This window comes from Mesorhizobium sp. WSM4850 (assembly GCF_055811735.1).
In genome coordinates, this window is the sequence record NZ_JBVVPV010000043.1 from 15,737 (window position 1) to 34,647 (window position 18,911).

An 18,911-nucleotide genomic window follows, 5' to 3' on the forward strand; every position below is an offset into this window, starting at 1 on the left:
CATGACAACACGTCCCAAAGTACTCTACGCCAGCGAACCGAACCTCGACGCAGCCGAGTTCCGCCGCGTGCTGGTGGAATCCGGCCTCGGCGTCACTCGGCCCATCGATGACGACGTCCGTCTGAAGGCGATGCTTGCCAATGCAGATCTGGTGTTGACGGCGCGCCTCGATGCGCCTGGCAAGCCGCTGATTGGCCTCGCCCGAGGCATCACCGACTTCTCGTGGGTGTGCTATATTTCCGAGCTCGCCGTCTGCAAATCGGCGCAAGGGCTCGGCATCGGCAAGGGCCTGCTCGACGAAGCGCGGCGGCAGCTCGGGCCATCCGTCGCCATGTCACTGATCTCCGTGCCCGACGCCGTCGGCTTCTACGAACGGATCGGCATGACGCGGATGGCGGACGCGTTCTGGTTTGGCCGCGAGCGCTGACGGCTGGCCTTGCGGTGCGGAACCCTTTGGTGACCGAGGGACAGCACCCCCTCTGTCCGCCAGCCTCAGATCACATTCAACTCCCTGAAAGCCCGCCCCTCGGCAACGCGCTCATACCCAAACGCCGAGCAGTCCACCGTGCGGTAGCCGCCATGCACGATCAGCTCGGCCAGCGCCTTGCCGACCGCCGGCGCCTGCTGCAGGCCGTGGCCGGAAAAACCATTGGCGAAGAGAAAATTCTGCACCTGCGGATGCGGGCCGATCACCGCGTTCTGGTCGAGCGTGTTGTAATCGTAATGGCCGGCCCAGGCGCGCGTCGGCTTGATCGCCTCGAAGGCCGGAATGCGGGTCGCCAGCACTGGCCAGATTACCTCTTCGAACAGCGGCCAGTCGGGCTCGAAATCGTTGGGATCGGCGGGGCCGTCGCCGTCTTCCGGTTCGGCCCCGCCGGTGATGTAGACCGAGCCTTCCGGCCGGACATAGATGCCTGAGGGATCGACCAGCAGCGGCATGTCGTCATATTTCTCGCGCGCCTCGAAGATGAAGACATTGCGCTTGCGCGGTTCCACCGGCAGCACCAGTCCGGCCATTGCCGAGACTTTTCCGGCATTCGGCCCGGCGGCGTTGACGACGATGCCGGCGTCGAGCCTTTCGCCATTGTCGAGGCTGACGCCGGTGACACGGTCGCCCTGCCGTTCGATGCCGGTCACGTCGGCGGTGATGAAATCGATCTTTTTGTCGCGCAACGCCTTGCGGAACAGCATCAGCATGGCATGCGCGTCGAACCAGCCCTCGCCGCTGCGGCCATAGGCGCCGGCGGTGATGCCCTCGGCCGACAGCCATGCAAACCGGCGGACGAGCGCCTCCGCATCCTCAAGCACGATGTCGGCGCCCTCGGCCAACTGCGTCTGGTGGTTGGCCTCAAGGATCGGCAACCCGTTCTCGCCGGCAAGGATGAGGTAGCCGCCTTCGCGAAAACCGATATCGGCGTCGGCCCCGAACTCTTCCGTCAGCCGCCGGAACAGTTTCAGCGTGAACTGCGACAGCCGGATGTTTTGCGGAATCGAAAACTGCTGGCGGATCGAAGCGCAGGACAGCGTCGTCGCCGCATGGGCAAACTGCGGGTCGCGCTCGACCAGCGCGATCGAGCCCGAAAACCCTTCCGCGCGCAAATAATAGGCGATCGAGGAGCCGACGATGGCTCCGCCGATGATGACGACGTCGTAGCGCACTTTTTCGCTTCTCCAGTTCTGAAGCATGATCCCGAAGCCGGTTTTCTGAAACGATCATGCTGCAATTCATACAGCCGGCAAGATGATCTCGAAGCGCGTGCCGCGCTCGGAGTCAACCAGGCGGATCGTGCCATCATGCGCTTTCAGCAGGGCCAGAACGATGCCGAGGCCCATGCCGGTGCCGCCGCAATCGCGGCGTGTGGTGAAGAATGGCTCGAAAATACGCGCGCGGTTGCTCGGCGAAATGCCGGCGCCGTCGTCGCTCACCTGGATCGTCGCCTTGCCGCCTGCGCTCGCCGCCGTGATCGAAACCAGCGTCGCGCCATGCCTTGCCGAATTGTCGATGAGATTGGCGAGCACGATCGCTGCGTTCTCGGCCGAGATGCGCAGGCCGGTCTCGCCGCCCGCCTCGACCCGAAGCGCCAGCCTGTCCCCGGTCGGCAACAGCGCCAGGGCCGCACTGAGCGACGTGCTTTCGCCGCTGGGCGCAAGATTTTCGGCGCGCGCCAGGTCGAGCAGACGACGCACCAGCAGATTGAGCCGCCCGGCATCGGTGACGATATTGTCTGAAAACCGCCGCCGCTCGGCCTCGTCCATTGCGCTACCTGAATCGCGCAGCAGTTCGGCCGCCCCCTGGATCGCCGTCAGCGGCGATTTGAGCTCGTGCGAGACATGGGTGGCGAAGGTCTGGATGCTGTCGGAGCGCGCATGCAGCTTTTCGGCCATCTCGAGGAAAGCGTCGGACAGCGCTGCCATCTCGCGCGTGCCATGATGGTCGAGCGGCCTGATCGCTGCTCGATCACCGGCGGCGATCCGCTTTGTCCGCTCCATCAGCGCGTAGATCGGCCGGCTGACGGTGCGCAGGAAGATCAGGCCGATGAGCAGCGTGCCGCCGAGGATGGCGATCGCCGCCAGCACCACCTTGCCGCGCTCGCCATAAAGATGCTTGACGATGTTGTTCGGCGTCCGCGACAGATAGACGACGCCGGCGACCTTGCCGTCGACGGCGACCGGCATGGCGACGAAGACGCGGACCCTCGTGCCGCGGCTGACCGAATAGAGCGAAGGTGAAGGCTGGTTCGGAACCCTCTGCCGGAGCGCGCTGGCATAGCGGCCGGCAAGTGCTGCGCGAACCTCGCCGACGGCGCCGAGCGACAGGCCGATCTCCTCGCGTCCGGCGATGACGACGCCTTTTGGGTCGAGCAGCCGAAAGCCGGCAAGCGTGGTTTTCTGCGTCTCGGCAAGAATACCCGACAGCCGCGCGCCGATCGCCGTGAAGGCGGGATCGACGGTGGCGACCGTCGCCGCAGGCCGTGTCGCCAGAACCCTGTCGGAGGCGAGATCGAGACGCGGCTCGATCGGCCGGTAGGGAGAGTCCGGATTGTCGCTGTCGGCAGGCACGGCCGCGCCGAGCTTTTCAGCCGCGATGCCGGCGTCGCGGACCTCTTGCGCATGGATGGCGGCAAGGGCGGCACCTTGCGCAATCAGCTCGGCCTCGGTCTGGCGGATCAGCTGGTTCTCGTAGAGCCTGAAGAAGAACAGGCCGACCAGCGGCAGCGCCATCACCATGATCAGGATGGCGACAACGATGGTGGCGAGGCGCGGCCGCCATTTATGCGCGGTCACGCGCCGCACCGGCCGAGCCGGAAGCCGACGCCATGCACGGTCTCGATCGCATCCGTGCAGCCGGCCGCCGCCAGCTTGGCGCGGATGTTGCGGATATGGCTGTCGACGGTGCGGTCGGCGACATGGATGTTGCCGGCATAGGCATTGGCCATCACCATGTCGCGCCCAAGCACATGCGCCGGGCGCGCCAGAAACCCTTTCAGGATGGCGAATTCGATCGAGGTCAGCACTAGCGGCCTGCCGTCGAAGCTGGCGGCGTGGCTGGCCGGCAGCAAAGCCAGACGGCCGTGCAAGAATTGCCTGTCGTCGGCCTGTTCGGCTTTTGCCGGGCGGGCGCGCCGCAGGATGACGTTGACGCGGGCGACCAGCTCGCGCGGGCTGAACGGCTTGGTGACATAGTCGTCGCCACCCATTTCGAGCCCGAGGATGCGATCGATTTCTTCATCACGCGCGGACAGGAACAGCACCGGCACATCGGATGTGTGCCGCAGCCGCCGGCAGACCTCCAGCCCGTCCATCTCCGGCATGCCGATGTCGAGCACGACAAGGTCAGGCGCGCGGCGCTCGATCGCCTGCAAGGCGGCGCCGCCGTCGGCTACCGCAACCGTTTTCATGCCGGCCTTTTCAAGTGCGAAACAGATGATCTCGCGGATGTGCGGATCATCGTCGGCGATCAGGATGTGATGCGGCATCGATCAGCGGCCCGGCACGAAGGGTTCGGAGCCCTGAGGAACCACGAACGGGATAGACGTGTCGAGAGTGCGAAGGAGCCGCCAGTCGCGAAAGCTCCAGGCGCGCCAGTTTTCCTGGGCCGCGCGGTAGCGGGCCTCGTCCTGTCCCAGCAAACGGGCGAGTTCGCGGTAGGGGGAAAAGCTGGCCGCATTCGTCCTGGCCTGCTGCTCGAGGAAGCGATCGAGTGCCGGCCGGGCGCTGGGACCGAGCGAACGCAGGTACCAGAAATCGAGCTCGGTTCCGTGGCCGGTCATTTCGAATGAGTGCTCGACATTGTAGTTGGCGATCAGGGCGGCAAAATTGATGAACGAGCAGGCATAAAGCGTCGCCGATAGCGTCAGAAGATTGGCGGAAAGCAGCCATTCATTGGATTTTCCGAGCGCGATGCGGGCGATGATCAGGGCAAGGCCCGCCGCCACCAGCCCCATCCAGACGAAGGCGGCGACGCGCCAGTAGGTCAGCGCATAGATGCCGACATAGAGTTCAAGCCGCAGGATCGACGAGATGACCAGCACGATGTTCTGCGCCACCCAGACATAGACCAGCCGGCGGATGAACGGATCGCTGGAAGTGGCACTTCCCGGCCTGAGCGCCGCCAGCACGAAACCGGCGGCGAGCAGCGCCGTGACGATCAGCGGATAGGCGCCGCGATGCGCATAGGCGGCGTAGGTCAGCCCGTCGGGCAGGGCGATGCCGCCCCACAGATAGGTGGCGTCGAGCGCGGTCTGCATCGCGAACAGGATGTTGAAGATGACCAGCGCACGAAGGATGGCGGCCATGCCGAAGATGATGTCCTCGATCGCTCTGGCGGGGTTTGTCGTCGTCGTCACCGCGCTGACAGGGACAGGTGTCACCCGACGCGCAATGCGGCGCAAGAAGCGCGGCAGGCGCGGGCGCAAAAAAGCCCAGACGCCGGCAAGCACGACCAGCCAGAAGGCCAGCCGCGGCAGCTGGATGAGGTCGAGCAGTGCGTGGAGATCGATCAGCGACAGCCAGTATTCGATAACCGGATTGGCGGCGCCGAACAGCGCCAGAAACACTGCGCCCAGGGTCAGCGGCATGATCCAGACGGCGATCGCCGCGAAGCCGATGCGCCGCCGGCCAAGCCGCCGCGCCGCCTTGCGCCAGCGGACGAAATCGTGGACGAACCGAAACGGCGCTGCGAGCAGGAACAGCGCGACCTGGCCGGCAATGCGGGCAAATCCGCGCCGCAGCCGCCCGACCAGCGAAAGCGTAAAGACGGCCAGCGCCGCAAGCCCGATCGCGACGGACAGCGCGCTGACATTTTCAAGGAACGGCAGTAGCCCGACAAGCAGGGCAACGGGTTTGAACCAGGCCCGGCCGGCGCCGAGCGCCGACGGCTGGAGCGCCACGGCCGCGGCGGCCAGCGTCATGCCGAACAGGAAGAGCGTGATGCCGACCGGCTGTCCATAGAAGAAGAAATCGGCCAGCGCGGCAAGCAGGACGGCAACGCCGAAGCGCGCGCAAGTGCCCGGCGCGGCGGTAAGCAGCGACGTCATGATCGGGTTTTCTCAGCGGCTTTGATCCGGCCGGGGGGCGGAGATTTGCGGATGAAGGGAAAGAGAGTCGCCGAACGCGGCGGATCGATGAGCCAGCAAACGTCATCGCGGAGGGGTAGGGACCAACGGGGCTTTTCGCGCTCTTGCATGCGCCCTTTTCGCCGGCCGAGATGCAGGCAGCGAGGCGGGTCCGAGGAGATTTTCCGCAATGTTGTGCAGTTTTTGTGCAGGGTCAGGAATCACTTCAGCTTTGAATCCGCCCCGTCACCCCTTTCCGGGCGCTTGCGCTGCCCCTCACCTGCCTGCCGGCATCCTCTCCCCGTATAGTGACGGGGAGAGGGTGCTCTCATCGCCGGTTTCGCCAATCACCAGCGTTGCAAGAATGGCGTCGAGGCTGCGCCAACCACTTCTCCCCGTCCCTATACGGGGAGAAGTGCCCGGCAGGGCGATGAGGGGCGGCGCCAACTTCGATGATTGGCTTGCATCCAATGCAAGCTATGACTGCCCGAAGCGATTGCCCTGTGTGCTTGCTTCGATCGCCTCCAGGCGGCATAGATCAGGCATGACTGAAACCTGCCGCCCGCGCCGCTCGGTGCTTTACGTCCCGGCCTCGAACGACAAGGCGCTGGCCAAGATCTCGTCGCTGGCCTGCGATGCCGTCATCATCGATCTCGAAGATGCCGTCGCCCCGGCCGACAAGGTTTTTGCGCGCGAAAAACTGGCCGGCATCTTCGCCAACCGCCCCGGCCTACGCTGCGAGATGATCGTGCGCATCAACCCGCTCTCCAGCGAATGGGGCGCCAAGGACTTGCTGGCGGCGGCAAGCTGCGAGCCCGACGCCATCCTGCTGCCCAAGGTCGACACGCCGCGCGACGTCCTGGAAGCCGGCGACGTCCTCGACGACAATTTTTCACCCGACGCGGTGAAGCTGTGGGCGATGATCGAGACGCCCAAGGCGCTGCTCAACATCGGCCCGATTGCCGAGCTTGGCCGCGATCCGGCCTCGCGGCTGGTCTGTTTCGTTGCCGGAACGAACGACCTGGTCAAGGACACCGGCATTCTCGCTACGCCCGACCGGCGCTATCTCACGCCATGGCTGATGCAGATGGTGCTCGCAGCACGCGCCGGTGGCCTCGACCTGCTTGACGGTGTCTTCAACGATTTTCGTGATCTGGACGCTTTTGCGCGCGAATGCACGGAAGCAGCCGCCATGGGGTTCGACGGCAAATCGCTGATCCACCCGGCCCAGATCGATGCCGCAAACCGCGCCTTTGCACCATCTGCCGAAGCCGTGGCCGAGGCGCGTGCGGTCAAGGAGGCCTTCGCGCTTGCCGAAAATGCCGGCAGGCAAGTCATTGCGCTGAACGGAAAAATGCTCGAGCGGCTGCATCTGGCGCAGGCCGAGAAACTGCTGGCGAAGGCGGCCGCCAGCGCCAGCGGGACATGATCGCAACCCACCACAGGAATGAAAAATGAAACTCTACCGCTTTCTGTCCGGCCCGGACGATTCCAGCTTCTGCCACAAGGTGACGGCAGCGCTGAACAAGGGCTGGCACCTGTTCGGCTCGCCGACCTATTCCTACGACAAGCAGACCAAGGTCATGCGCTGCGGCCAGGCCGTGGTGAAGGATGTCGAGGGCCAGGAATACGGGCCCGACACCAAGCTCAGCGATTGGTAGATTTGCAAAGCTCGACGCAGGGTGTGTTGAGATTCAGGTCAGGCCGCGCCGGAGTCGAAGACGGGCGCGAAGCGACCAGACTGGGTAGTTTCCGAGAACCGGAGCGGAGCGTACTTTTGGGTGTGAGCACCGGAAGCGCAGGGAACTGCCGTTCGCAGGCCGGCATCACCTTAATATCAGCACAGCCTACTCGGCCGCCTCTTCGATCCGCTCCATATCGTCGTCCGACAGGCCGAAATGGTGGCCGATCTCGTGGATCAGCACATGGGTGACGATGTCGCCCAGCGTCTCCTCGTTCTCGGCCCAGTAATCGAGGATGGCGCGGCGGTAGAGCGTGACGCGGTTCGGCCCCTCGCCGGTCTGCGGATTCCAGCGCTCGGCGATGCCGCGCCCCTCGAACAGGCCGAGCAGGTCGAAAGGCGTTTCCAGCGACAGGTCGTCCATGATTTCGTCGGTCGGGAATTCGGCGATCTGGATGACGATCTCGCCGGTCAGCTTGCGAAACTCCTCCGGCAGATGGGCGTAAGCTTCTAGCGCCAGGAACTCCATTTCCTCCATCGACGGCGAAAGCTCGTCGTGCCAGGTACGGGTTTTGTAGATGCGGGCCATGCTTTGTCCTTCTGATCCCGGCATATAGGCTTTCGCGCCGGACTCGGCAATTGGCCGGGTTGCCGTCCACGCGCGGCAGGAATAAATTCCCCATGACTGCGCCCATGACTCCGCTTGACTCTTCGGCCGCCCTCTGGAATCTATTAGAACATAACAGGAACAATTGTGAGTGGAAGCTGACCGTCATGGCGACAAGCGCCGTGGCGCGGGAGACTGTTTTTGCCCTGCGCCGCCAGATCGCGAAGATCGAGGGAACGCTGCCCGAGCGCCTGCAGGCGCCGGCCGCAGCCCCCGTTGATGCGCCCCGGAATCCAACAGCTGATGTCACTCCCGGGGATCCAACAGCTGATGTCACGCCCAAAAAAATCACGCCCAAAAATCTGACAATCGTCCGCCGCGGCCTCGCCGTGGCGCCGCCCGATGCGTTTCTGCGCACCGGCGCCGAAGATCTCGATACTGCGCTCGGCGGCGGCCTGCCGAAGGCGGCGCTGAGCGAGATCCATGGCGCCGCGACCCGCGATGCCGGGGCCGTCGCCGGCTTCGCCCTGTCGCTCGTCAGCCTGATCCTCAAACAGGGGCCGCGACTGCCGGTCCTGTGGATCGGCACCGCGGAAATCTTCCGCGAGGCCGGCTTCCCCTATGCCACAGGACTTCATCGCCTTTTCGGCATCGAGCCGGAGCAATTGCTGTTTTCCGAGGCGCCAAGGCTCCTCGATGCGCTGTGGACCGCCGAGGAGGCCGCCCGGATGACGGCGCTCGCCGCCGTCATCCTCGAAATCCGCGGCAGTCCGCAGCGGCTGGACCTCACCGCGACGCGGCGGCTGCACGCCCGGGCACAGAGCGCCGGCCGGCCGGTGTTTTTGCTGCGCCAGGCCGGCGAACCCGAGCCGACGGCGGCACCCGTCCGCCTCGTCCTGTCGGCGGCGCCGTCGGCACCACGCCAGACGATCGCCGGGCCGCTCGCCGGCTCGATCGGCCGTCCCGCCTTCACCGTCAGCATCGGCAAGAGCCGCACCGCCTTGCCAGGACAATTCACACTGGAGTGGAACCCCGATGAACGCAGTTTCGAGGAAAGAAGGGCCGGGGAAAGACGGCAAGAACGGGCAGCGAATCCTGTCCCTGTGGTTTCCGCATCTCGCCGCGGAAAGGATCCTGCGCCAGCGTCTGGGGCGGTCCTGGCGTTCGCGGCCGTCGGATCACCTGCCGCTGGTGATCAGCCATCGCCAGGCGAACGCGCAGCGCATCGCCGCCCTCGACGAGCGGGCTGAGGCGCTTCATCTGAAGCGCGGCATGGGCATAGCCGACGCGCGCGCCATGCATCCGTCGATCGACGTCGTGGAAGCCGATCCCGAGGCCGACCGCCGCCTGCTCGAAAGCCTCGCCGACTGGTGCGACCGCTACACTCCGCTGGTGGCGATCGACGCAGCCGATGGCCTGTTCCTCGACGTCACCGGCTGCACCCATCTTTTCGGCGGCGAACGGGCGATGCTGGACGACATCCTGTCGCGCTTTTTCCATCAGGGTTTCGATGTCCGCGCCGGCCTTGCCGCCACACCAGGTGCAGCCTGGGCGGCAGCGCGGTTTTCTGGTGATCGCATCGTCCCCGGTGGCGAGGAGGAAGCGCTTCTCGCGCCCTTGCCGCTGGCGGCGCTGCGCATCGAGCCTGACATCCGCGCCAGCCTGGAAAGCGTCGGCCTGCGCACGGCGGGCGCCGTCATGGCAGCACCGCGCGCGCCGCTCGCCCGCCGCTTCGGCAGATCGCTGCTTTTGCGTCTCGACCAGGCGCTCGGCCGCCTCGACGAGGCGGTGTCGCCGCGCCTGCCGGTGGCGCCGCTTTCGGTCGAACGCCATCTCGCCGAACCGATCATGCTGACCGACGAAATAGAGCGGCTGGTGAAAATGCTGGCGACGACATTGAAGGCGGACCTCGAGCGCCGCGGCGAGGGCGCAAGAAGGCTGGCGCTGCTGCTTTTCCGCGTCGACGGCGCCGTCAGCCGCATCGCCGTCGGCACCTCGCGGCCGTTGCGCGAGCCGTTGCTGATCCAGAAATTGTTCCACGAGAGGCTTGCCGCGCTCGAACAGGACATCGATGCCGGCTATGGCTTCGATCTCGTGCGCCTCTCGGTGCTGTCGGCCGCGGCCTTCGACATGCAGCAGGCGGATCTGACCGGCGAGACGCGCGATGACGGCGCCGACATCGCCCTTTTCGCCGACCGCATCCGCGCCCGGCTCGGCGACAGCGCGGTTTTGAAACCGGTTGCCGTCGAGAGTCATCTGCCCGAGCGCGCCGTCGCCACGCATCCCTATGCGGAGGCGCCGCAAAGGGTCTCTGCGCCGAAGCAGCCGGGCAAGATGAAAGACACTAGGCCTGTCTTTCCGCCGGAACGGCCGATCCGGCTGTTCCGTTCGCCCGAACCGATCGAGGTGCCGGCCACCGAAATGCCTGAGGGACCGCCGATGAATTTCCGCTGGCGGCGGGCTCTCTACCGGGTGGCGCGCGCCGAAGGGCCGGAACGCATCGCCGCGGAATGGTGGCGGGAGGCAGCGGGGCAGGAAGCGACCCGGGATTATTTCCGCATCGAGGATAGCGACGGTCGCCGTTACTGGCTTTATCGCCAGGGTCTCTACGGCGCCTCGCAGGCGGCGCCGCGCTGGTTCATGCATGGGGTCTTCGCATGAATGCGCTGGCGGTCGTCCCCTATGCCGAATTCGGCATCCAGTCGAATTTCTCGTTCCTGCGCGGCGCCTCGAAACCGGAGGAGCTGGTGGTCGCGGCAAAGTTTTTGGGCTTTTCGTCGATCGGGCTTGCCGACCGCAACACGGTGGCTGGCGTCGTGCGCGCCTGGCAGCAGGCCAAGGTGGAAGGTCTTTCCTGTCATCCCGGCTGCCGCCTGGTGTTTTGCGATGGCACGCCCGACGTTCTCGCCTATCCGCAGGACCGCAAGGGCTGGGGCCATCTGTGCCGCATGCTGACGCAGGCCAATATGCGCGACGACAGCGAAAAGGGCGCACCGCTGCTCTATCGCGACGACCTTTTCGAATGGGGCGATCGCATGTCGCTGGCGATCCTGCCCGATCTGTCGACGCCGGCCGAGGATCACCTCAGGCTGATCAGCCGCCTGAAAGATCGCTTCGGCAAGACCCTGCGGCTTGCCGTTTCGCCGGATTATCACGGCAACGACCGCTACCGTGTTGAGCAGGCGGCTGCCATGGCCGAGGCATCAGGCATTCGGCTGATGGCGACCAACGACGTTCTTTACCATACGTCCGAACGGCGCCGGTTGCAGGACGTGCTAACGGCGATCCGCCTCAACCTGCCTGTTGCCGAAGCCGGGCTGGAACTGGCGGCCAATGCCGAGCGCCATTTGAAACCGCCAATGGAGATGGCGCGGCTGTTCCGGCGGCATCCGCAGGCACTGGCGCAAACGCAGCACTTTGCCGGCGAATTGAGCTTCTCTCTCAGTGACCTCCAATATAACTATCCCGACGAACCGACGGAATCGGGCCTCGGGCCCCAGGCCGAACTGGAAAGGCTGGCTCTGGAGGGAGCCGCGATACGCTACCCCTCGGGCGTTCCCGCCGATGTGACCAGGCGCATCCGCGAAGAACTCGCTTTGATCGAGCGCCTGAATTACGCGCGCTATTTCCTGACAGTCTACGACATCGTCAAATTTGCCCGCAGCCAGGGCATACTCTGCCAGGGACGTGGCTCCGCGGCCAACTCGGTGGTCTGCTATTGCATCGGCATCACCGAAGTGGGGCCTGAGCGGATCGATTCGCTTTTCGAGCGTTTCATTTCCGAGGAAAGAAACGAGCCGCCCGACATCGATGTCGACTTCGAGCATGAAAGGCGCGAGGAGGTCATCCAGTATATCTACTCGAAATACAGCGCCAAGCGCACCGCGCTTGCCGCGGCCGTCGTCAGCTACCGGGGCCGGTCGGCGATGCGCGAAGTGGCCAAGGCGATGGGCCTGTCGGACGATGTCAGGAGCGCGCTGTCCAGCTCGATCTGGGGCTGGTCGACCTCGGAGCTCGGCGAAAAGGAGACCAGGGCCGGCGGCCTCGATCAGACCGATCCGTCGACAAGGCAGGTGATCGAATGCGCCAACGAGATCATGGGCTTTCCCCGTCATCTGTCGCAGCATGTCGGCGGCTTCGTCATCACCAGGGACCGGCTCGACGAGATCGTGCCCATCATCAAGACGGCGATGGACGAACGCAAGATGGTCGAGTGGGACAAGGACGATCTCGACGCGGTGAAAATCCTGAAAGTCGACGTGCTGGCGCTCGGCATGCTGACCTGCCTGCAGCGCGCCTTCACGCTGCTTGAGGATCATTATCCCGATGCGCGGGATGATTTTGGCCGGCCCTATGTGCTGGCCACCCTCCCTGCCGAGGACAAACATGTCTACGACATGATCTGCCGCGCCGACACGATCGGCGTCTTCCAGATCGAATCGCGCGCCCAGATGTCGATGCTGCCGCGGCTCAGGCCGAAAACATTCTATGACCTCGTCATCGAGGTGGCGATCGTGCGGCCCGGCCCGATCCAGGGCGACATGGTCCACCCCTATCTGCGCCGCCGGCAAGGCAAGGAAAAGCCCGAATATCCCAAGCCGGAACTGGAAGAGATACTCGGCAGGACGCTGGGCGTGCCGCTGTTCCAGGAACAGGCGATGAAGATCGCCATCGTCGCCGGCGGCTTCAGGCCGGGCGAGGCCGATGAACTGCGCCGCGCCATGGCCACCTTCAAGCGCACCGGCACGATCGGCAATTATCGCAGGCGGATGGTCGACGGCATGATTTTGCGGGGTTACGAAAAGGACTTCGCCGAGCGCTGCTTCAAGCAGATCGAGGGTTTTGGCGAATATGGCTTTCCCGAAAGCCATGCCGCCTCCTTCGCCCTGCTGGTCTATGCCTCCTGCTGGTTCAAGACCTTCTATCCCGACGTGTTCTGCGCCGCGATCCTGAATTCCCAGCCGATGGGATTTTATCAGCCGGCTCAGCTTGTCCGCGACGCGCGCGACCATGGCGTTGAAATCCGCGAGGTCGACGTCAATTTTTCCGGTTGGGATTGCGCGCTGGAAGAAGTGCCTTTCGATCCAACCCGCATTCTCGACCGCCATGCCCAGATGCGCGGCGTCATCCGGACCAATCATGCCGTCCGGCTGGGTTTTCGCCAGGTCAAGGGCCTGTCGAAGGAGCGCATGGAGGTGTTTGTCGCCAGACGCGGCGACCGCTACGCATCCGTTCGCGATGTCTGGCTGCGCTCGGGCCTCTACGTCGACGAGATCGAGAAGCTGGCGCAAGCCGACGCTTTCCGTTCGCTCGGCCTCGACCGCCGCGACGCCCTGTGGGCGGTCCGCGCGCTCGACGGCAGGAGTGCCACGGAGACCCTGCCGCTGTTCGACCGACCTGAGATCCGCTTGCGCGATCTCGAGCCCGAGACCAGGCTGCCGACAATGCCGCTCGGCGAGCACGTCGTCCACGACTACCGCTCGCTCGGCCTGTCGCTGAAGGCGCATCCGCTTGCCTTTCTGCGCCAGCGGCTCGACCGTTCCGGCGTCACCCCCAATGCGCGCCTCGGCCAGGTTCGGGACGGCAAGCGCGTTTCGGTCGCCGGCCTTGTCCTGGTGCGGCAGCGGCCGGGTAACGCCAAAGCGATTTTCCTGACGCTGGAAGACGAGCAGGCGGTCGCCAACGTCATTTTTTGGGAAAGAACCTTCAACCGCTACCGGCCCATTGTCATGGGCGCGCGGCTGGTCCGCGTCACCGGCAAACTGCAGTCGGAATCGGACGTCATCCACATCGTCGCCGAGAAGGTCGAGGACCTGACACCCTGGCTGTCCGTGCTTTTGCAGGAGAAGCCCGATGTCCCTGTCGTGCAAAACGACCGGCAGGACATCGCGGGGAAGACAGAAAGGGTCATGCCCAAGGGGCGCAATTTTCAATAGGGGATGTGTCGGCGGGACAGCGAAGGATCACCACGCTTCAGGACGGCCCACCCAACCGCGGCGGCGGCAATCCGTCGTCGAAGGGGAGCGAGCGTGCCTCCGAAGGCAGCATGATCGGAATGCCGTCACGCACCGGATAGGCAAGCCGCGCGACCCTCGAGATGAGCTCGCCGCGCTCCGGATCCCAGCTAAGCGGACCCTTGGTCAGCGGGCAGGCCAGCAATTCCAGCAGCTTGGGATCGACATTGACCTTCTTTCCCTCACGCCCGTCCACCATTTTTGCAGTCCTCTCGTTCGTCCTCAGTCTTCGTGCGTTGACGCTGCCCCTCACCTGCCTGCCGGCATCCTCTCCCCGTATAGTGACGGGGAGAGGGACGCTCTCATCGATGGTTTCGCCAATCACCCGCGTTGCAGAACGTCCGCCAAGGCTGCCGAAAGCCCCTTCTCCCCGTCCCTATACGGGGAGAAGTGCCCGGCAGGGCGATGAGGGGCGGCGCCGACTTCCGCAATTGGCTTAGTCCCAGCGTTCCTTTTACTTTGCCTACTGCAAACTCGAGCCGAAATCCTCGTTTTCGCGTGCCAGCGCCATTTCGGTGATGGCGATCAGCGTTTCGGCGCGTGTCTTCAGGTCCGCCGCTTCGAGCAGCGCCTGTTTCTCGGCCGGCCCGTAGGGAGCCATCATCGACAGCGCATTGACCAGCATGGCGTTTTCGGCGCGGCTGACGCTTTCCCAGTCGGCTTCAAGATCGTTGGCCTGCAAATAGGCGCGAAATGCCTTGAGCAGCGCCGGCCGGTCGATCTCGGCCTCCGCCTGATCTTCGTCGAGATCGGTGAGAAAGGGCGCAAACCGGCACTGGCGGAAGGGCGTCTTGACCGCAAGCTCCTGCACGATGCGGAACCGGCACACACCTTGCAGCGAAATCAGGTAGCGGCCGTCGCCGCTCTCGGAAAGCGCGATGATGCGTCCGGCGCAGCCGACATTGCAAAGCGCCGGCTCGCCGTCGGCACGCCGCGCGCCGTCGAGGCTGGGCTGTATGACGCCGATCAGCCGCGGTCCGGCGATCGCCTCGTCCACCATCTCCAGATAGCGCGGCTCGAAAATGTTGAGCGGCATGCGGCCGCCCGGCAGCAGCAAGGCGCCTTCAAGCGGGAAGATCGGCACCGTCGGCGGGAAATCCGTATCGAGCCGGTAATGCGCGTTTCCCGCCTGCACGTCAAACCTCCGCTCGCTCCCTCAAGAAGCGCATCAAGCCCGCCCATCCCTTAGCAACCTGGCGCAAAATCGTCACCAGGCGAAGAACGGATCGGTCAGGCCTCCTAATCTGGCGCAGCCGTCGCCGACCGCAAGACCGTCACGCAAAAACAGCTTGAGGCTGCGCTCAGGAAAACAGCAGCGACGACAATTTGCGCCGCGCCGCCAGCGTTGCCTCGTCGGTCATGCCCCATGCCTCGAAGAACTGCAGCAACTGCGTCTTGGCGCCGTCGTCGTTCCACGAGCGATCGGCCTTGACGATCGCCAGCAGATTGTCGGCTGCGGCCATGCGCTCGCCGTTGGCGTTCTGGATCATGGCAAGCTCGAAACGTGCCTGATGATCCCCGGGGTTCTCAGCCAGGCGTCGCTCGAGCTCGGCCGGATTGCCAAGTGCTTGTGCCTGCACGGCGAGCGCCATCTTGGCGCGCACCGCGGCGAGCGGCGGCGCATCCTTTTTTGCTTCCGGCGCCCGCGCCAGCACGGCTTCGGCGCCCTCGGCATCGCCGGCCTCGAACAGCAGATCGCCCAGCCCGGCAATCGCTTCGATCGTCTCCGGCGCCTGTTCCAGGATCGCGTCGAAAATGTCCGCCGCGGTATGCACATCGCCGGCGGCGCGCGCCTCCGCGGCCGCGGCAAGCGCCTCGGCCACCTGCGGCGCACCATTGCCCTTGCCGCCGACCTTCTGGATGAAGGCGGCGATCTGGCTCTCGGGAATGGCCCCCATAAAACCGTCGACCGGCTGGCCGTCCTTGAATGCGATGACTGCCGGTATCGACTGGATGCCGAGCTGTCCGGCGATCGAAGGATGGTCGTCGATGTTCATCTTGACCAGCTTGACCTTGCCGCCGGCGGCGGTGACCGCCTTTTCCAGCAGCGGCGTCAGTTGCTTGCAGGGCCCGCACCATGGCGCCCAGAAATCGACGAGCACCGGCTGACGGCGCGATTCCTGGATGACGTCGGCGGCAAATGTGGCGGTCGTCGTCTCCTTGATGACGTCGGCAGCGACAGGCGGGTCGCCAAGCGCCACTTTCGCGGGGGTGGCGTCAGTGCCGCCATACTGCACAGTGGTGGCATACTGTCCGGCATTGCTGCCAAACGGGCCGCCAAATTGATTGTTGTCGCTCATCTCGTGCCCTTTCGGTCGCCGCCCGGCCGCCAGCCCGGCGCAACATCCTTAATTCTCACTCAGAAGCCGGTTTATCGTCATCCATGTGGCGATCATGCCGTGACTTTCAAGATAACAGCATCATGCCCGGTTGCCTCGACGAATTTGACCAGGTCGGCGGCGGCGATCGATGTCGTTGCCTCGTTGGTCAGCGGATGGGCGTTGATGGCGGCATGGCGCATCAACTCCTGGTCGAGAACGACCTTGACCCGCAACTGCGTATCATTGATCAAGCCGAACACGGTGACCGCACCCGGTACGACGCCGAGAAGCTCCATCAGCATCTCCGGCTTGCCGAAGGAAACGCGCCCGGCGGCGCCGATGATTTGGTGGATCTGCTTGAGATCGACCACCGCCTCCTCAGCGACGCTGACCAGGAAGAAATTGTCCTTCCTGTCCTTGAGGAACAGATTCTTGGTATGCCCGCCGGCGATTTCCCCGCGCAGCGCCTGCGAATCGGCGACCGTGAACAGCGGCGGATGGCGGAGCGTCGAGACCTCGATCCCGAGATCGGCGAGAAAGGCGAAAAGCTCGGCTTCGGTTTTCGGCATGTCGTTTCTTGTCGGACTTTCTTGTTGTTGCGGTTTGGCTTGTTGTCGTGGTTGGATCATGCCGTTTACGGCCAATGACGCGGCCGAGACAAGACCATTGCGCAGCAAGGCTGCCGATTGCATTCCCATCCGCGCCGGGAAGGCTCGTTTACGTCGCCGGGTGCGGCCAAAAAACCTGCGACTTCCCTGTTGCAATCGCCGCGCCCTTCAGCCATATAGGCTCGGCTTGCGGCCCAAACGCCGCGCGAGCGGGTGTAGCTCAGGGGTAGAGCACAACCTTGCCAAGGTTGGGGTCGAGCGTTCGAATCGCTTCACCCGCTCCAGTTTCCCCAAGGGGAATCAAGCCATCGAAAAGCCGCGGTTCGCCGCGGCTTTTTCGTTTTCGGGGTTGTCGAAATCGCAGTTGGCTTAGGCAGCTCAGAAGGCCATGGTTACCGCGCGGTTACGAGTTCGCGAAGTTAAGAAGTCGTATGGGATCGCGGCGTCACCAGGTCTCCCTGAAGTGCGCCTTTGCCACAGATTGCGCCTATCTCTCTCCAAATTTTTCCCTTTCATTTTCGGCGATTGCATAGGGATTGCTGAGATCGAAATCATCTTCTGGCGGTCCAATTCGCATTGTTTTGGCGATATGATCCAGCGTCGGCTTAACGCCATCGATCGCCTTTATTGCCGGCTCCAGGACGGTAAGCGGACTGTAGCTGAACTTGCGATCATCACTTTCTACCAGCTGGGGAAGCCAGCCGCGTGCGAGTTCAACATTGCCATGGAAGTCGGTAATTGCCAGAACCACCTCCGGGGCAAGCAGGCCCAATTTGTTTGCGAGCGCCTTGTAGAGCAACGGCTCTTGAAGTCGGGTCAACTCGAGGAAGTGTTTGTCGAACGTACCACCTCTCATTTCAGTCTTCGCCACGATGTTGGCCGTTCGTGCTAATTCCTTCCTAATGAGGACGATCTCGCCGTATAGGGCCGCAGCGACCGAGTCGGCTTCCTCACCACGAAGCAGGGCATCCCTTCTGCGGTTTAGCCGAAAATTGACGAGTGCGCCGACGACAAGCGCGCAGATACCGAACAAAAAGCCGGCAAACGAGCCTAGCAAGCTCGCTTGCGCACCCTGTAGTTCTGACAGCCATTGCCACATCCCTAACCCCTCTCAAGGCTACGCCAACTTTCGCAAACAATGGCTGCCTAGCACATTGGATTTCTTGACAGCCTCGACTTTGCGCACTCTTGTGTCCGAACCTTTTGCCGGCAGCCTGGACCTGAGCCTGCGCAGAAGGGCAACTATCCGCGGCTGCCTCAGCTACACCCTTATCTCAGGATCGACCCAGGTCGCGATCTCAGACAGTGTCGCTTTGAACTTTGGGAAGTCCGTCGTCCATCCAGGTAGGTTCAGCTTCTCGAAGATATTCGAGAGTTTGCTCCGCCTTTGAGTATCCCCAGGCTAGTTTCAAGATCGACTTTCCACATGACCTGCGCGTCAGAGGATGTGCGGTGCTTCTCAATATTCGCGCGCTGCCGCACCATCTGCGGCTTAACGGTTTGGTCGGGCAGCCGGTCCTCGTCAGTCAAGGCACACCAGCGAATCCCCAGCGCGGACGCGATGTAGGCGAACGAGGGAATGGCGGTGCAGCTGCCACAAAAGGTGATGCTTACCGCATGGCCATCAAGATCAAAGCCCAGCTTTTCCATTCCGTATTTCAAGCTGAAGGTATCGGATGGACCTTCGCAGAACACTGCTGCCGTTCCAAAAAGGAAGTCGTGGGAGCCATTGTCGTCAAGCTTGGACTGAAGTTTGGCCGGCGCTTCAATCTTGTCCGTGTAGACGGTCCTCATCGACACGCTACCTTTGGTGCGGACGAGGCGGGTTATAGCCATCTTGTCCTCGAATGACACAAGCTCGGAAGAGTGCGTAGTGTAGATAATGGTCCATCCCTTCGTCGCCAGGTCGCCGAGGGTTTTCCGTATTTTTCGACGAAGGTGCGGATGCAGGTGCGTCTCTGGCTCTTCGAGCAAAAGAACTACTCGCTCTCGGATCAGCTCGGGGTAAAGAGTTAAGGCTTCCAGGGCAGCGAGACGGATAACACTCTGCCAACCGTCGCCCATACTTCGCAATGGCGTTGGAGCGCTCTCCGGATCCGTTGCCATCGAGATCATTAGCTGCTGC

Annotated in this window: 17 protein-coding genes and 1 tRNA gene; 7 read left to right on the top strand and 11 right to left on the bottom strand. The window is 63.7% G+C overall.

Translation table 11 applies throughout. The features are described from left to right. Position 1: 1 nt before the first annotated feature. Entirely contained in the window at positions 2 to 427 is a 426-nt protein-coding gene (locus AC0L2Z_RS28500) for a GNAT family N-acetyltransferase (RefSeq protein ID WP_419695245.1), read from the top strand. A 65-nt stretch (positions 428 to 492) separates the two neighbouring features. Here AC0L2Z_RS28500 and AC0L2Z_RS28505 read toward each other — a convergent pair whose 3' ends face one another. The 4 genes from AC0L2Z_RS28505 to AC0L2Z_RS28520 form a co-directional block, all read right to left on the bottom strand. Beyond that, positions 493 to 1,659, bottom strand: coding sequence for an NAD(P)/FAD-dependent oxidoreductase (locus AC0L2Z_RS28505; protein ID WP_473629915.1), 1,167 nt, complete (start codon positions 1,657 to 1,659; stop codon positions 493 to 495). A 66-nt stretch (positions 1,660 to 1,725) separates the two neighbouring features. After that, positions 1,726 to 3,222: an ATP-binding protein gene (locus tag AC0L2Z_RS28510; RefSeq protein ID WP_473629935.1), complete on the bottom strand. Its 1,497-nt coding sequence runs from the start codon at positions 3,220 to 3,222 to the stop codon at positions 1,726 to 1,728. A gap of 59 nt (positions 3,223 to 3,281) precedes the next feature. After that, positions 3,282 to 3,977: a response regulator gene (locus AC0L2Z_RS28515; RefSeq protein ID WP_473629916.1), complete on the bottom strand. Its 696-nt coding sequence runs from the start codon at positions 3,975 to 3,977 to the stop codon at positions 3,282 to 3,284. Between the two features lie 3 nt (positions 3,978 to 3,980). Next, on the bottom strand, positions 3,981 to 5,537 hold the full coding sequence (locus tag AC0L2Z_RS28520) for a DUF4153 domain-containing protein (RefSeq protein ID WP_473629917.1): 1,557 nt from the start codon (positions 5,535 to 5,537) through the stop codon (positions 3,981 to 3,983). Positions 5,538 to 6,099: 562 nt separating this feature from the next. On the opposite strand from AC0L2Z_RS28520, the gene AC0L2Z_RS28525 reads away from it, so the two are divergent. Further along, on the top strand, positions 6,100 to 6,984 hold the full coding sequence (locus AC0L2Z_RS28525) for an HpcH/HpaI aldolase/citrate lyase family protein (RefSeq protein ID WP_473629918.1): 885 nt from the start codon (positions 6,100 to 6,102) through the stop codon (positions 6,982 to 6,984). 25 nt (positions 6,985 to 7,009) lie between these two features. Next, positions 7,010 to 7,216: a DUF1737 domain-containing protein gene (locus AC0L2Z_RS28530; RefSeq protein ID WP_473629919.1), complete on the top strand. Its 207-nt coding sequence runs from the start codon at positions 7,010 to 7,012 to the stop codon at positions 7,214 to 7,216. A 186-nt stretch (positions 7,217 to 7,402) separates the two neighbouring features. Here AC0L2Z_RS28530 and AC0L2Z_RS28535 read toward each other — a convergent pair whose 3' ends face one another. Further along, a complete protein-coding gene (locus tag AC0L2Z_RS28535; protein WP_023802719.1) occupies positions 7,403 to 7,825 on the bottom strand; it encodes a metallopeptidase family protein in 423 nt (140 codons plus the stop codon). A gap of 185 nt (positions 7,826 to 8,010) precedes the next feature. Here AC0L2Z_RS28535 and AC0L2Z_RS28540 point away from each other — a divergent pair, with 185 nt between their 5' ends. From AC0L2Z_RS28540 to AC0L2Z_RS28550, 3 genes are read left to right on the top strand one after another with little or no spacing between them, the layout of a single operon-like run. Beyond that, a complete protein-coding gene (locus AC0L2Z_RS28540; protein ID WP_473629920.1) occupies positions 8,011 to 9,093 on the top strand; it encodes an ImuA family protein in 1,083 nt (360 codons plus the stop codon). Continuing rightward, complete coding sequence (locus AC0L2Z_RS28545; RefSeq protein ID WP_473629921.1) at positions 9,035 to 10,504, top strand: DUF6504 family protein; 1,470 nt, start codon at positions 9,035 to 9,037, stop codon at positions 10,502 to 10,504. Before AC0L2Z_RS28540 ends, AC0L2Z_RS28545 begins: the two co-directional genes overlap by 59 nt. After that, positions 10,501 to 13,779 (top strand): error-prone DNA polymerase, encoded by a 3,279-nt coding sequence (locus AC0L2Z_RS28550; protein ID WP_473629922.1) that lies wholly within the window; start codon positions 10,501 to 10,503, stop codon positions 13,777 to 13,779. Before AC0L2Z_RS28545 ends, AC0L2Z_RS28550 begins: the two co-directional genes overlap by 4 nt. Positions 13,780 to 13,816: 37 nt before the next feature. Here AC0L2Z_RS28550 and AC0L2Z_RS28555 read toward each other — a convergent pair whose 3' ends face one another. The 4 genes from AC0L2Z_RS28555 to AC0L2Z_RS28570 all read right to left on the bottom strand — a co-directional run bounded on the left by AC0L2Z_RS28555 (position 13,817) and on the right by AC0L2Z_RS28570 (position 16,747). Next, positions 13,817 to 14,056 carry a Trm112 family protein gene (locus tag AC0L2Z_RS28555; RefSeq protein ID WP_023802715.1) on the bottom strand — a complete coding sequence of 80 codons (240 nt, stop codon included), beginning with the start codon at positions 14,054 to 14,056 and terminating at the stop codon, positions 13,817 to 13,819. 264 nt (positions 14,057 to 14,320) lie between these two features. Continuing rightward, positions 14,321 to 14,992: an LON peptidase substrate-binding domain-containing protein gene (locus AC0L2Z_RS28560; RefSeq protein ID WP_023802714.1), complete on the bottom strand. Its 672-nt coding sequence runs from the start codon at positions 14,990 to 14,992 to the stop codon at positions 14,321 to 14,323. Positions 14,993 to 15,158: 166 nt separating this feature from the next. Next, entirely contained in the window at positions 15,159 to 16,157 is a 999-nt protein-coding gene (gene trxA / locus AC0L2Z_RS28565; RefSeq protein ID WP_128170051.1) for a thioredoxin, read from the bottom strand. A gap of 92 nt (positions 16,158 to 16,249) precedes the next feature. Continuing rightward, a complete protein-coding gene (locus AC0L2Z_RS28570; RefSeq protein WP_473629923.1) occupies positions 16,250 to 16,747 on the bottom strand; it encodes a prolyl-tRNA synthetase associated domain-containing protein in 498 nt (165 codons plus the stop codon). A 248-nt stretch (positions 16,748 to 16,995) separates the two neighbouring features. Here AC0L2Z_RS28570 and AC0L2Z_RS28575 point away from each other — a divergent pair. Further along, a tRNA-Gly gene (locus tag AC0L2Z_RS28575) sits at positions 16,996 to 17,070 on the top strand. Positions 17,071 to 17,273: 203 nt separating this feature from the next. Here AC0L2Z_RS28575 and AC0L2Z_RS28580 read toward each other — a convergent pair. Next, positions 17,274 to 17,885 (bottom strand): hypothetical protein, encoded by a 612-nt coding sequence (locus tag AC0L2Z_RS28580; protein WP_287068137.1) that lies wholly within the window; start codon positions 17,883 to 17,885, stop codon positions 17,274 to 17,276. 251 nt (positions 17,886 to 18,136) lie between these two features. Next, entirely contained in the window at positions 18,137 to 18,901 is a 765-nt protein-coding gene (locus tag AC0L2Z_RS28585) for an ATP-dependent nuclease (protein ID WP_473536352.1), read from the bottom strand. Positions 18,902 to 18,911: the final 10 nt, after the last annotated feature.

Bases quoted from the DNA above. Each gene is read 5' to 3' on its own strand.
- AC0L2Z_RS28500 (WP_419695245.1), top strand. From the start codon at position 2: ATGACAACACGTCCCAAAGTACTCTACGCCAGCGAACCGAACCTCGAC.
- AC0L2Z_RS28510 (WP_473629935.1), bottom strand. From the start codon at position 3,222: ATGGCGCTGCCGCTGGTCGGCCTGTTCTTCTTCAGGCTCTACGAGAAC.
- AC0L2Z_RS28515 (WP_473629916.1), bottom strand. From the start codon at position 3,977: ATGCCGCATCACATCCTGATCGCCGACGATGATCCGCACATCCGCGAG.
- AC0L2Z_RS28520 (WP_473629917.1), bottom strand. From the start codon at position 5,537: ATGACGTCGCTGCTTACCGCCGCGCCGGGCACTTGCGCGCGCTTCGGC.
- AC0L2Z_RS28525 (WP_473629918.1), top strand. From the start codon at position 6,100: ATGACTGAAACCTGCCGCCCGCGCCGCTCGGTGCTTTACGTCCCGGCC.
- AC0L2Z_RS28530 (WP_473629919.1), top strand. From the start codon at position 7,010: ATGAAACTCTACCGCTTTCTGTCCGGCCCGGACGATTCCAGCTTCTGC.
- AC0L2Z_RS28535 (WP_023802719.1), bottom strand. From the start codon at position 7,825: ATGGCCCGCATCTACAAAACCCGTACCTGGCACGACGAGCTTTCGCCG.
- AC0L2Z_RS28540 (WP_473629920.1), top strand. From the start codon at position 8,011: ATGGCGACAAGCGCCGTGGCGCGGGAGACTGTTTTTGCCCTGCGCCGC.
- AC0L2Z_RS28550 (WP_473629922.1), top strand. From the start codon at position 10,501: ATGAATGCGCTGGCGGTCGTCCCCTATGCCGAATTCGGCATCCAGTCG.
- AC0L2Z_RS28555 (WP_023802715.1), bottom strand. From the start codon at position 14,056: ATGGTGGACGGGCGTGAGGGAAAGAAGGTCAATGTCGATCCCAAGCTG.
- trxA (WP_128170051.1), bottom strand. From the start codon at position 16,157: ATGAGCGACAACAATCAATTTGGCGGCCCGTTTGGCAGCAATGCCGGA.
- AC0L2Z_RS28570 (WP_473629923.1), bottom strand. From the start codon at position 16,747: ATGCCGAAAACCGAAGCCGAGCTTTTCGCCTTTCTCGCCGATCTCGGG.
- AC0L2Z_RS28580 (WP_287068137.1), bottom strand. From the start codon at position 17,885: ATGTGGCAATGGCTGTCAGAACTACAGGGTGCGCAAGCGAGCTTGCTA.
- AC0L2Z_RS28585 (WP_473536352.1), bottom strand. From the start codon at position 18,901: ATGATCTCGATGGCAACGGATCCGGAGAGCGCTCCAACGCCATTGCGA.